This window comes from Polaromonas sp. OV174 (genome assembly GCF_900112285.1).
Taxonomy (GTDB): domain Bacteria; phylum Pseudomonadota; class Gammaproteobacteria; order Burkholderiales; family Burkholderiaceae_C; genus Polaromonas.
This window is the reverse complement of sequence record NZ_FOKZ01000025.1, coordinates 44,181-57,010: the sequence shown is the minus strand read 5'-3', so window position 1 is coordinate 57,010 and position 12,830 is coordinate 44,181. Positions and strand designations below refer to the sequence as shown.

Annotated in this window: 9 protein-coding genes and 1 pseudogene; 2 read left to right on the top strand and 8 right to left on the bottom strand. The window is 62.6% G+C overall.

The window, feature by feature from the left end:
• Window positions 1-216: pseudogene (locus tag BM160_RS18565) on the top strand (group II intron reverse transcriptase/maturase); the annotation flags it as partial.
• A gap of 173 nt (window positions 217-389) precedes the next feature.
• On the opposite strand, the gene BM160_RS18560 reads toward BM160_RS18565, so the two are convergent.
• The 8 genes from BM160_RS18560 to dapC form a co-directional block, all read right to left on the bottom strand.
• Window positions 390-893, bottom strand: coding sequence for a hypothetical protein (locus BM160_RS18560; RefSeq protein WP_092007657.1), 504 nt, complete (start codon window positions 891-893; stop codon window positions 390-392).
• 54 nt (window positions 894-947) lie between these two features.
• Window positions 948-1,205, bottom strand: coding sequence for a GlsB/YeaQ/YmgE family stress response membrane protein (locus tag BM160_RS18555; protein WP_092007656.1), 258 nt, complete (start codon window positions 1,203-1,205; stop codon window positions 948-950).
• Between the two features lie 65 nt (window positions 1,206-1,270).
• On the bottom strand, window positions 1,271-3,262 hold the full coding sequence (locus BM160_RS18550) for an ABC-F family ATP-binding cassette domain-containing protein (RefSeq protein WP_092007655.1): 1,992 nt from the start codon (window positions 3,260-3,262) through the stop codon (window positions 1,271-1,273).
• A 77-nt stretch (window positions 3,263-3,339) separates the two neighbouring features.
• On the bottom strand, window positions 3,340-4,254 hold the full coding sequence (gene prmB, locus BM160_RS18545; RefSeq protein WP_255368999.1) for a 50S ribosomal protein L3 N(5)-glutamine methyltransferase: 915 nt from the start codon (window positions 4,252-4,254) through the stop codon (window positions 3,340-3,342).
• The gene (gene dapE / locus BM160_RS18540) at window positions 4,251-5,468 is read right to left on the bottom strand and encodes a succinyl-diaminopimelate desuccinylase (RefSeq protein ID WP_092007654.1); all 1,218 of its coding nucleotides are present in this window, start codon (window positions 5,466-5,468) and stop codon (window positions 4,251-4,253) included. The genes prmB and dapE overlap by 4 nt, the downstream gene beginning before the upstream one ends.
• A gap of 56 nt (window positions 5,469-5,524) precedes the next feature.
• A complete protein-coding gene (locus BM160_RS18535; protein WP_092007653.1) occupies window positions 5,525-6,670 on the bottom strand; it encodes a PilT/PilU family type 4a pilus ATPase in 1,146 nt (381 codons plus the stop codon).
• Between the two features lie 225 nt (window positions 6,671-6,895).
• A complete protein-coding gene (gene dapD / locus BM160_RS18530) occupies window positions 6,896-7,717 on the bottom strand; it encodes a 2,3,4,5-tetrahydropyridine-2,6-dicarboxylate N-succinyltransferase (protein ID WP_092007652.1) in 822 nt (273 codons plus the stop codon).
• Between the two features lie 10 nt (window positions 7,718-7,727).
• Window positions 7,728-8,936, bottom strand: a complete 1,209-nt coding sequence (gene dapC / locus BM160_RS18525; protein WP_092007651.1) for a succinyldiaminopimelate transaminase — start codon at window positions 8,934-8,936, stop codon at window positions 7,728-7,730.
• A gap of 351 nt (window positions 8,937-9,287) precedes the next feature.
• Here dapC and smc point away from each other — a divergent pair, with 351 nt between their 5' ends.
• Window positions 9,288-12,824 (top strand): chromosome segregation protein SMC, encoded by a 3,537-nt coding sequence (smc, locus tag BM160_RS18520; protein ID WP_092007650.1) that lies wholly within the window; start codon window positions 9,288-9,290, stop codon window positions 12,822-12,824.
• Window positions 12,825-12,830: the final 6 nt, after the last annotated feature.

The following is a 12,830-nucleotide window of genomic DNA, read 5'->3' as shown; positions in this document are numbered from 1 at the left end:
AAATGGTTGCGCCACCGCCTGAGGGCGATCCAGCTGTGGCATTGGAAGCGGCCGAGGACGATTTACCGGGGGCTTAAGGCGATGGGTGCCAGCGAAGACGTTGCCAAGCAGGTGGCGGGAAACTGCCACCGTTGGTGGCGCAACAGCAATGGGGTCATCAAGATCGTGCTGACGATTGCGTACTTCAATGGGCTGGGGGTGCCAAGACTGTCCTGACCTCAAGCGCTCGAATCGCCCGGTGCGGACCCGCATGCCGGGTGGTGTGGCAGGGGTGCCTCCAAGAATGGAGGCCCCCTATGCCGATCTCCTCTGAAGTTTCTTGCTTGCAGCATTCACATTTTTCAAGCTGTTCAATGATGCAGCCCTGCATGGGTTGCTGCGCTTGATTTTCAGGTGGAATGTTCCGCTGAGGGTAGCTGCAGCTGTGCTTGCCTGGCGACCCGAATGCAGTCTTTCATGTGTTCTTCGCCAAAGTAGCGAATCGCTGCATAGCCCACTGCGGCCGAAACGATCTGGCCGGCCAGAGGGATGAATTTGGCCAGTTGCATGCTGGTGAGGCGCACCCCTAGTTTGGTGGCAGCCTTGATGATCAGGTCACGGCTGACGAATTTTCCGATCAACACCGAACCCACCATGGCCACGGCTTTTTGCACCTGGTCGCGCTTCTTTGGATCGAGCTGGTCGAGTTGGCTGGGACTCAGGCCAAACTCCTTGTTGATTTCGGGAATCAGCCTGGACAGCAGGGCTGCATCCACCGCCCAGTCCAGTCCGGGCACGGGAATGGCGCTGGCCGCTGCGGCGACCATGGCACGCTTGTTGAGTAGCTGGCGGCTGCGTTTGACGGCCGCAGCCAGTGCGGCATCATCAGCCGCCATTTGCAGGGCTGTCGGCATGAATGGCCTAGGTTTGACGCTGCGTAGCCGTCGCGTGTGCCGCAACAGCCCGCATTAGCCGGTGCGTTTGGAAGTGATCAAGCCGTAAATGACCAGCAGAACGATGGCGCCAATGATGGAGGCAATCCAGCCGACAGGATCGCCGTCCTTGTAAAAACCGGTGGCTATGCCTGCGTATTTGGCGGCAAAGGCACCGGCAATGCCCAATACGGCGGTCATGATGAACCCCATGCTGTCATTGCCGGGCTTCAGGGCCCGGGCTAGCAGGCCGACAATCAAGCCGACAATAATGGTTCCGATAAAGGACAGCATGTTGGGACTCCTTGGTGAAGTGATGGCAGGCAGACCTTTTGAAGCGGTCTGGCTGCAGTTTCACTTTATACCGTTGCAGTGTCAATCTGCTCGTTCAGCGCCAGCCAACGCTCCTCCAGCGCGGCCATATCCACTTCAATCGCCTTTAAACGTTTGCCGGTCTGGGCAATTTCTGCCGGAGCGGTGGCGGTGGTCAACAGGGTTTGCAAGCTGTCCCGCTCGGTGGTGAGCGACTGCATCTTGCGGTCTACCTTTTCCAGTTCCTTGCGCACGGGCTTGAGCGCCTCGGCCTGCTGTTGCCGGCGCTGCGCCTCGAGTTTTTTCTGCTCGGGATCTTCGCGCTTTGCAACCGGCGTTGCCGTTGGTTGCTGAACAGCCGCAGCGGACTTGCGATTGCCTTCCTTGGCCTCTTCGCGCTGGCGCTTGGCATGGTCGAGCAAATACTTCTGGTAGTCGTCAAGGTCGCCGTCAAACGGCGCCACACCGCCCTGGGACACCATCCAGAATTCGTCACAGACGGCGCGCAGCAGGGCGCGGTCATGGCTGACCAGCATCACCGTGCCTTCAAACTCATTGAGAGCCATCGACAGTGCTTCGCGGGTGGCCAGGTCCAGGTGATTGGTGGGCTCATCAAGCAGCAGCAGGTTGGGGCGCTGCCAGACGATCATGCACAACACCAGCCGGGCTTTTTCGCCGCCGCTCATGCTGCCGACGGCTTGCTTGACCATGTCGCCGCTGAAATTGAAATTGCCCAGGAAGCTGCGCAGGTCTTGCTCGCGCGTGGGCTGGTTGCCCATCTTGCCGGCAGCGGTGACTTCCTTGACCAGGCGGATCATGTGTTCCAGCGGGTTGTCGGCGGGACGCAGCACGTCCAGCTCCTGCTGGGCGAAGTAGCCGATGTTCAGGCCCTTGCCTTCGGTCATCTCGCCTTGAATCGGGGCGAGGGCGCGCGCCACGGTTTTCACCAGGGTTGATTTACCCTGGCCATTGGCGCCCAGAATGCCGATGCGCTGGCCGGCCAGCACCGACTTGCTGACGTTTTGCACGATGACTGTGGGCGGTGTGCCTTCGGGGGCGTCTTCCGGTGCCGGGTAGCCAAAGTAGGCGTTCTGCATCGACAGCATGGGGTTGGGCAGATTCGCCGGTTCCTTGAACTCGAAGGTGAAGTCGGCCTCGGCCAGCAGCGGCGCGATTTTCTCCATGCGATCAAGCGCCTTGACGCGGCTTTGTGCCTGTTTGGCCTTGCTGGCCTTGGCTTTGAAACGCGCAATGAACTTCTGCAGGTGGGCAATCTTGTCCTGCTGCTTGGAATAAGCGCCTTGCTGCAGCGCCATCTGCTCGGCGCGCAGGTCTTCGAACTTGCTGTAGTTGCCACCGTAACGCGTGAGTTTGGCGCGTTCGATGTGCACGGTGACATCGGTCACGGCATCGAGGAATTCGCGGTCATGGCTGATGACCAGCATGGTGCCCTGGTAGCGTTGCAGCCAGGCTTCCAGCCAGACCAGTGCGTCCAGATCCAGGTGATTGGTCGGTTCGTCGAGCAGCAGCAGGTCGGACGGGCACATGAGGGCGCGTGCGAGCTGCAGGCGCATGCGCCAGCCACCGGAAAAGCTGTTGACCGGGTTGTCGACTTCGCTGACCTTGAAGCCCAGGCCGAGGATCAGCGCCTGTGCGCGTGCCTGCGCGTCGTGCGCGCCCGAGTCGTACAAGTCCATGTAGGCGTGCGCCATGCGGTCGCCGTCGCCGCTGGCCTCGGCCGCATCGACCTCGGCCTGCGCGGCCAGCAGCACCACGTCGCCTTCGATCACGTAGCTGGTGGCGCTTTGCTCGGTTTCGGGCATGTCCTGGGCGACCTGCGCCATGCGCCACTGGGCCGGGATGTAAAACTCGCCGCCGTCTTCGTGCAGCGTGCCGTTGAGCATGGCAAACAGCGAGGACTTGCCTGCGCCGTTGCGGCCGACCAGGCCAATTTTTTCGCCCGGGTTGAGGCTGACAGACGCGCTGTCGAGAATCACTTTGGCGCCGCGACGCAGCACCACGTTTTTAAGGGTAATCATTTAAAACCAACAGACTGAAGAAAAGTAGCCGGGCCGCTGGCAGCGCAGCCTGGGGAGCAATCACGGGATAGCGGGACTTAAGCCAGCTGTTCCCGTGTCAGCAGCATCACCTGGTCACTGCCGGCGCTGGTTTCAAACCAGAGCGGTTCCAGATGGGGGAAAGCGCGTTCAAAATTGGCGCGTTCATGGCCTATTTCCAGCACCAATACGGCATTTTCGTTCATTTGCGCCGCGACGTTTAGAAAAAGGCTTCGAACAAAGTCCATTCCATCGATGCCACCGGCCAGCGCCAGGTCGGGTTCGGCGCGAAATTCAGCCGGCAGGGCAGCCATGCTGGTGGCATTGACATAGGGGGGGTTGCACAGAATCAGGTCATAACCCCCATTGTCAGCGCCGCGGCAGGCGGCCAGGCCGTCGGACTCGATCAGGGTGATGCGGCTGGCCAACTGATGCTTGTCCACATTGATGCGGGCCACGGCCAGGGCATCCGGGCTGATGTCGGCGGCATCCACCGTCACGTCCGGGTAGGTCATGGCGGCCAGCACGGCCAGGCTGCCGTTGCCGGTGCACAAGTCAAGCACGCGTTGCGTTTCGTCGCTCAGCCAGGGGTCTATGCTGCCGTCGTCCAGCAGCTCGGCGATGAGGGAGCGCGGAATGATCACGCGCTCGTCGACGTAAAAGGGCACGCCCATCAGCCAGGCTTCGTTGGTGAGATAGGCTGCGGGCAGTCGGCTGCTGATGCGTTTGTCAAAAAGTAGAGCAAGCTGCGCTTGATCGGCGGGCGCTACAGCCTTGTTTTCTACTTCATCAAGCTCGTCGAGCGGTAAACCCAGCTGCCACAGCACCAGCCAGGCGGCTTCGTCGAAAGCATTGGTCGTACCCTGGCCAAAGCCGTCGGAAAAGCTCAGGCCGGCGGCTTCCAGCCGGGCCGCCATCTGCTCAATGAGCGCCAGTATGGTCACGGGCTGCGCGGGCATGGCTGCAGTGCTCATGCGGCGGCCAGGCGTTCCAGCACGCCTTTGTAGATGTTTTTCAGGGGGTCTAGCGAGGCCACCGGCACAGACTCATTGATCTTGTGAATCGAGGCATTGATAGGGCCGAATTCAATGACTTGCGGGCAGATTTTGGCGATGAAGCGGCCATCGCTGGTACCGCCCGTCGTTGACAGCTCGGTGTTCAGGCCGGTTTCGGCCTGGATGGCGCCGCGCACCGCATCGACCAGCGTGCCCGGGGTGGTCAAAAAGGGCAGGCCGCCCAGGGTCCACTTCAGGTCGTACTCCAGCTGGTGCTTGCTCAAAACGGCTTGCAGGCGTTGCTGCAGGCTTTCGGGGGTGGACTCGGTGCAAAAGCGGAAGTTGAAGTCAACCACCAGTTCGCCCGGTATCACATTGGTCGCGCCGGTGCCGCCATTGAGGTTGGACACCTGCCAGCTGGTGGCCGGAAAGAATTCGTTGCCCTGGTCCCACTGCGTGGCCACCAGCTCGGCCAGCGCCGGTGCAAAGAGATGGATCGGATTTTTCGCCAGGTGCGGGTAGGCGATGTGGCCTTGCACACCCTTGATGGTGAGCTTGCCGCTCAAGGTGCCGCGGCGGCCGTTTTTGATCATGTCGCCGAGCTGGTCGACCGAGGTCGGTTCGCCGACGATGCAGTAGTCCAGCACCTCGCCCCTGGCCTTGAGTTGCTCGCAGACCACCACCGTACCGTCCAGCGCCGGGCCTTCCTCGTCGCTGGTGATCAGGAAGGCGATCGACAGCTCGGGCTGTGGCTGAGCTGCCAAAAATTCTTCCACCGCCACCACCATGGCGGCGATGGAGGTCTTCATGTCGGCGGTGCCGCGCCCGTACAACATGCCGTTGCGGTGGCTGGGCGTGAAGGGGTGGCTGTGCCACTGCTCCAGCGGGCCGGTGGGCACCACGTCGGTATGGCCGACGAACACCAGGGTTTTGGCGCGGCTCCTGCCGGATGCCTGGGTTGCTATTGATTCAATAGCGCCTTGCGCTTTTCCTGATTGGGCTGCAGGCCTAAAACCCTCAAATTTCGCCCACAGATTGGTGACCCGGAAGTGCTCCGGGCCGCTGACGATGGTTTCACAGCTAAAGCCCAGGGGCGCGAGCCGTGCGGCCAGGATGGCCTGGCAACCTGCGTCGTCAGGGGTGACGGACGGGCGGGAAATGAGTTGTTCTGCGAGATGTAGCGTTCGGGACATAGTCGTTCAGTAGCGGTCGGGTTGGCCCGAAGTAAGGGGAGTGGCGGCGGCGGTCATCAATACCTGACGTCCAGCGTGATTTCCGTGAAGGAGGGTTCATCGTCCCGCTCGTCCTCGGCTTCCGCTGGCTTGGCCTTGGTGGAGAAGTCGTTTTCAAGCCGCCACATCAGGTTGGTTGGCGAATCGGCAAACAGCAGGCCTTCCTTGCGCGTGACACTGCCTTGCCCAATCAGGCGGGCAATATCCTGCTCGAAGGTTTGCGAGCCGTCGGCCATGGAGGTTTCCATGGCCTCTTTGACGCCCGAGAAGTCGCCTTTTTCAATCAATTCGGCCACCAGCTTGGTGTTGAGCATGACTTCCACCGCCGGCACACGCGTGCCGCTCTCGCTACGCAGCAAGCGCTGTGACACGATGGCCTTCATGGCCGCAGCCAAGTCACCCAGCAAGGTGTTGCGCACCTCCACCGGGTAAAAGCTGAGGATGCGGTTGAGCGCCTGGTAGCTGTTGTTGGCGTGCATGGTGGCCAGGCACAAATGCCCGGACTGGGCATAGGCGATGGCCGCCGACATGGTTTCACGGTCGCGGATCTCGCCGATCAGGATCACGTCGGGCGCCTGGCGCAGCGCGTTTTTCAGCGCCACCTGCAGCGACTGCGTGTCGTTGCCGACCTCGCGCTGGTTGACCACGGACTTCTTGTTGGTGAACAAAAACTCGACCGGATCTTCAATCGTCAGAATGTGGCCGGACGCGGTTTCATTGCGCCTGTCCATCATGGACGCGAGCGTGGTGCTCTTGCCGGCGCCAGTGGCGCCCACCATCAGCAGCAGGCCGCGCTTTTCCATGATCAGATCGGCCAGGATGGGCGGCAGGCTCAGGCTGTCAAGAGGCGGAATCGTGTTGGGGATAAAGCGAATCACCGCCGCATAGGTGTTGCGCTGCCTGAAGCCGCTGATACGAAAGTTGCCCAGACCGGTAATCGGCAGGGCAACGTTGAGCTCGCCGAGCTCTTGCAGCTCTTCAATCCGCTCGGGCGGCAGCACTTCGGCCAACAGCTTGAGCGGGGCGTCAGCCGGCAGCACCTGCGCATTGATGGGAAGGGCCTGGCCATTGATCTTGATGAGGGCGGGCGAGTGAGCCGACAGGTAAACGTCCGAGGCCTTTTTATCGGCCATCAAACGCAGAATTCTCTCCATCGTGCTCATGCTTCGCCCTTTTAGTTCAAATTACACAAAGCGCCAGCCACGCATGCCAGCGGCCGCCGCGCCGGGCCGCCCTAAGCAAGGCCGCCCCCACGGGGGGCAGCGCAGCACACGCAGTGGCAAGCGTGGGGGACATGGTGCGCCGCGCCGGGCCGCCCCAAGCCAGCACAGCCCCCACGGGGGGCAGCGCAGTACACGCAGTGACAAGCGTGGGGGCCATGTGCTCTTTTAGTCGCGCAACAGGTCGTTCAGGCTGGTGGTAGCGCGGGTTTTCGCGTCAACTTTCTTCACGATCACGGCGCAGTAGAGGCTGTATTTGCCGCCGGCCTTGGGCAGGTTGCCCGAGACCACGACCGAGCCGGCCGGAATGCGGCCATAGCTGACGGTATCCAGCTCGCGGTCGTAAATCGGCGTGCTCTGGCCGATGTACACGCCCATGGAAATCACCGAGTTTTCCTCGACGATCACGCCTTCGACGATTTCGGAGCGGGCGCCGATAAAGCAGTTGTCTTCAATGATGGTTGGGTTGGCTTGCAGGGGTTCGAGCACGCCGCCCAGGCCGACACCGCCGGACAGGTGGACGTTGTTGCCGACCTGTGCGCAGCTGCCGACGCAGGCCCAAGTGTCAACCATGGTGCCTTCGCCGACCCAAGCGCCGATGTTGACGTAGCTGGGCATCAGGATCGCGCCCTTGGCGATGTAGCTGCCGCGGCGAGCCACGGCGGGCGGCACCACGCGCACGCCGGTGGCGCGCATTTCGTCTTCGCTCAGGTGGGCGAACTTGGTTTGCACCTTGTCGAAAAAGCCGAGGTCGCCGGCGCGCATCATCTCGTTGTCTTTCAGGCGAAAGCTCAGCAGCACGGCCTTTTTGATCCACTGGTGGGTGGTCCACTGGCCCACGCCTTCACGGGTGGCGACGCGCAGCTTGCCGTTGTTCAGCTCGGCAATGGTGTGCTCGACCGCATCAAGAACTTCCTTGGAAGCCGTCTTGGGCGACAGGTTGGCGCGATCTTCCCAGGCCGCGTCTATGGTGCTTTGCAGATTAGTCATGTGATGGTTCTCAGTGAGCTTTGGATTGAATGAATTGAACGATGCGCTGCGCCGCTTCCACGCATTCGGCGGTTTCAGCCACCAGCGCCATGCGGATTCTGCCGGCGCCCGGATTGTGGCCCTGGCCATCGCGTGCCAGGTAACTGCCCGGCAACACGACGACATTGTAAAAGCCAAGCAGCTCGCGCGAGAAGTTGGTGTCCGAGCCTTTGAAGATTTCCGGAATCGCGGCCCATAAATAAAAGCCGGCGTCGGGCAGGGCCACGTCCATCACACCTGCGAGCAGGGGCGTGACCTGGGCAAACTTCTCGCGGTACATGGCTCGGTTGTCGACCACATGCTGCTCGTCGTTCCAGGCGGCGATACTGGCGGCCTGCACCACGGGGCTCATGGCGCTGCCGTGGTAGGTGCGGTAAAGCAAAAAGGACTTGATGATGGCCGCGTCGCCGGCCACAAAGCCGCTGCGCAGGCCGGGCACATTGCTGCGCTTGGACAGGCTGGTGAGCGAGATCAGGTTTTTGAAATCCATCCGGCCCAGCTGCGCCGCGGCCTGCAAGCCGCCCAGCGGGGCTTCGTCGCGGAAGTAAATCTCGCTGTAGCACTCGTCCGAGGCAATGACAAAACCGTACTGGTCGCTGAGCTTGAACAGCAGTTCCCACTCAGCCAGCGACATCACGGCGCCGGTGGGGTTGCCCGGCGAGCAGACAAAGACCAGCTGGGTTTTGGCCCACACGGCCTCGGGCACAGCCGCCCAGTCGATGCCGAAGTTGCGCGCTGGAACGCTGGGGGCGAACCAGGTCTGCGCGCCGGCCAGCAGCGCCGCGCCTTCGTAGATTTGATAGAAGGGATTCGGGCAGATCACGGTGGCGCCCGGCTGGCTGGCGTCGATCACGGTCTGCGTCAGCGCAAAAAGCGCCTCGCGCGAGCCGTTGACCGGCAGGATTTGCGTCGCCGGATCGACCTTGAGGCCGCCATAGCGACGCGCCATCCAGTCGCTCATGGTCTGGCGCAGCAGGGGCGTGCCCAGGGTGCCGGGGTAGCTCGCCAGGCCGGCCAGGCTGGCGCTCAGCGCCTCCTTGACCAGCTGCGGCGTGGCATGGCGGGGCTCGCCAATGCCCAGGCTGATGGGGCTGTAGGCCGGATTGGGGGTGATGTCGGCGTGCAGTTGGCGCAGCCGCTCAAATGGGTAGGGCTGAAGGCGTGAAAGCAGGGGGTTCATGCCCGGATTATCCAGCCTGGGCGGCTGCTCTTGCCCGGGCGCTCGCGGTCGGTCACGGCGGCATGCGTCATGAGTGCTTCAAAAACCATAGCTGCTTGCGCCCGCCCTGATTGGGCTAGTAGGCAATTTCGTGCATTTTTTCATGAAAGTCAGTGGTTTTTGGTCCGTGAACCGGTCCGACTGGCCCGGCCAGGCGTTTTTGGCCTTTTGCCCTACAAAAGGCAAACCGGTGCTCGGGTAACATTGCGGGCTGCGCACAGCTTGCCAAGTGGTGCGCGCCGTGCCAGCGTCTCCCAGTAGTCGCTATAAAAATCAACGACTTAGCTCAGGCTCAAGAAAACAGGGGCAGCCGTGCGGCTCAATTCGATCAAGTTATCCGGGTTTAAATCGTTCGCAGAGCCGACCAATTTCATGCTGCCAGGGCAACTGGTCGGCGTGGTCGGGCCCAATGGTTGTGGCAAGTCCAACATCATGGATGCGGTGCGCTGGGTGCTGGGCGAAAGCAAGGCGTCCGAGCTGCGCGGCGAATCCATGCAGGACGTTATTTTCAGCGGCACCACCACCCGCAAGCAGGCCAGCCGCGCCAGCGTGGAACTGGTGTTTGACAACGCGGACCACCGCGCCGGCGGCCAGTGGGGCCAGTTTGAAGAAATCGCCGTCAAGCGGGTGCTGACGCGCGACGGCAACTCCAGCTACTACCTCAACAACCAGTCGGTGCGCCGGCGTGACGTGCAGGATGTGTTCCTGGGCACCGGCCTGGGGCCGCGTGCCTACGCCATCATTGGCCAGGGCACCATCAGTCGCATCATCGAGTCCAAACCCGAAGAGCTGCGGCTGTTTCTGGAAGAGGCCGCCGGTGTTTCCAAATACAAGGAGCGCCGCCGCGAAACCGCCAACCGATTGAGCGACACGCGCGAAAACCTGACCCGGGTGGAAGACATCCTGCGCGAGCTCAACACCAACCTGGAGCGCCTCGAAAAGCAGGCCGAGGTGGCCACACGCTACAACGCGCTGCAGGCCAGCGGTACGCTGAAGCTGCATCAGCTGTGGTTTTTAAAGCGCAGCGAGAGCGAGGCCGACCAGGCCAGGGTCAAGGCGGATGCCGCAAAGTCGGTGAACGACCTGGAGAGCCGTCTGGCCGACCTGCGCCACATCGAGGCTGACCTGGAAACCATACGCCAGGCGCACTACACGGCTGGCGATCAGGTCAATCAGACCCAGGGCAAGCTCTACGAGGCCAGTGCCGAAGTGGGCCGGCTGGAGGCCGAAATCCGCTTTGTGGTGGAAGGCCGGCTGCGCGTCGAGCAGCGCCTGGCCCAGCTCAAGGAGCAGACCGCCCAGTGGGCCGCGCGCCAGGAAGACGCCGCCATAGAGGCGGAAAGCCTGGCCGGCCAGGCCATCGATGCCGAGGAAAAGGCTGAGCTGCTGGCGGCGCAAAACGAGGAGCAGGCCAGCCAGTCGCCGGCGCTGGAGGAAACCCTGCGCCAGGCCCAGGCCAAGGCCAACGAGCAGCGTGCCAGCGTGTCCCAGGTGCAGCAGCAGATTCAGGTGCTGGCGGCCGACCAGCGCAATATTGAAGAGCAGACGCGCACGCTGGGCCTGCGCCATGAGCGCTTGACGGCCGACCGCAATGCGCTCAATGCGCCGGACGAGGCGCGCCTGGCCAACCTGAGCACGCAATTCGCCAGCGCCCAGGAGGCACAGGCGGAGGCCGAGGCCCGGCTGCAGGAGCTGACGGACAGCGTGCCGCAGTTGGACGAAGAGCGGCGCCGGCTGCAGCAAAGCGTCAACACCGAGTCGGCCAAACGCGCCGATCTGTCGGCCCGCATGGAGGCGCTCAAGGCCTTGCAGGAAAAGGTCAAGACCGACGGCAAGCTCAGGCCCTGGCTGGCCAAGCATGGCTTGGACGGCCTGCAAGGCTTGTGGAGCCGCATCCACATCGAGCAGGGTTGGGAAAATGCGCTGGAAGCCGCCTTGCGTGAGCGCCTGAGTGCGCTGGAAGTCAGCCGGCTGGACATGGTGCGCGGCTTTGCCGGCTCTGACGGCCAGGGCACGCCGCCGGCCAAGCTGTCGTTTTATACGGCGCCGAATGCCGCCGTGCCCGGGCGATCCAACCCGGCGCTGCAACTCAAGCCCCTGGTTGATTTGCTCAGGCTAAACGATGCCGGCCAGGCCGCCTTGCTGGGCGACTGGCTGCATGGCTGCTACACCGCGCTGAGCCTGGACGACGCCCTGGCCGTGCGCGCCCAGCTGCAGGCCGGCGAGGTGATTTACGTGCAAAGCGGCCACGCCGTCACGCCTTTCAGCGTGAGCTTTTATGCGCAGGATTCCGAGCAGGCCGGTTTGCTGGCGCGGGCCCAGGAAATTGAAAACCTGGAGAAAAGTGCCAAGGCCCAGGCCATGATCAGCGATGAAGCGCGCAGTGCGCTGGTACGCGCCGAGGCGGCTTATGCCGACGCCGCCCAGCGCCTGGCCGCGGCCCGCCGTGAAGCCACCGAAGGCCAGAGCCGGGCCCATGAGCTGCAGGTGGAGGTGTTGCGCCTGACCCAACTGGCCGAGCAGACGCGTGCGCGCAGTGCCCAGATTCAGGGCGATATGGTTGAGATTGAGGCGCAGCTCGATGAGTTGCAAGAGCGCAAGGTCACGGCCGAGGCGCGCTTTGAAGAGCTTGACATGCAGCTGGCGGACAGCCAGGAGCGCCATGCCCAGCTGGACGACCGGGTGATCGAGATCGAGCGCCGCATGGCCGAGTCGCGTGAGCAGCAGCGCACGCTGGAGCGGCAGGCGCAGGAGGCTCAGTTTGCGTTGCGCAGCCTGGCCGCGCGCCGCGAAGAACTGAGCCGCTCCATCGCCATCGCCACAGCCCAGGCGGCCTCGATTGCCAGCGAAGAGGAGCGGGCCCGCGATGAGCTGTCGCGCTTGACCGATGCGGCGGCGCAGGGCGGGCTGCAAGACGCCCTGAATGTCAAGATGGAGCGCGAGGCCGATTTGAGCGCCAAGCGCAGCCATTACGACGACCTGACCAACAAGCTGCGCGCCAGCGATGAGCGGCGCCTGCAGCTCGAGCGCGAGCTCGATCCGCTGCGCCAGCGCATCACCGAGTTCCAGCTCAAGGAGCAGGCGGCGCGCCTGGGGCTGGAGCAATACGATCAGCTGCTGGCCGATGCGCAGGCCGACCTGGCCGCCGTGGCGCAATCGATTGAGGACGGTAATGTCCGTCTAACGGGCCTGCAAAGCGAGATTGACCGGATCAGCCGCGAGATCCAGTCGCTGGGCGCCGTTAACCTGGCCGCGCTGGATGAGCTGAGCAGCGCGCGCGAACGCAAGCAGTTTCTGGATGCCCAGTCGGCCGACCTGAACGATGCCATGGCCACGCTGGAAGACGCGATCAAGAAGATTGACATGGAAACCCGTGACCTGCTTTCCAGCACGTTTGAGGCGGTCAACGGACATTTTGGCCGCATGTTTCCCGAGCTGTTTGGCGGTGGCAATGCCAAGCTCATGATGACGGGCGATGAAATTCTGGATGCCGGCGTGCAGGTGATGGCGCAGCCGCCCGGCAAGAAAAACCAGACCATTCACCTGCTCTCGGGCGGTGAAAAAGCCCTCACGGCGATTGCGCTGGTGTTTGCCATTTTTCAGCTCAATCCGGCGCCGTTTTGCCTGCTGGACGAGGTCGATGCGCCGCTGGACGACGCCAACACCGAGCGCTATGCCAAACTGGTGTCGAGCATGAGCAAGGAAACACAGTTTTTATTTATCAGCCACAACAAGATCGCCATGGAAATGGCCGAACAATTGATTGGCGTAACCATGCAGGAGCAGGGCGTCTCCCGCATCGTGGCGGTGGACATGGAAGCCGCCCTGGGTTTTGCCGAAGCAATCTGACACATC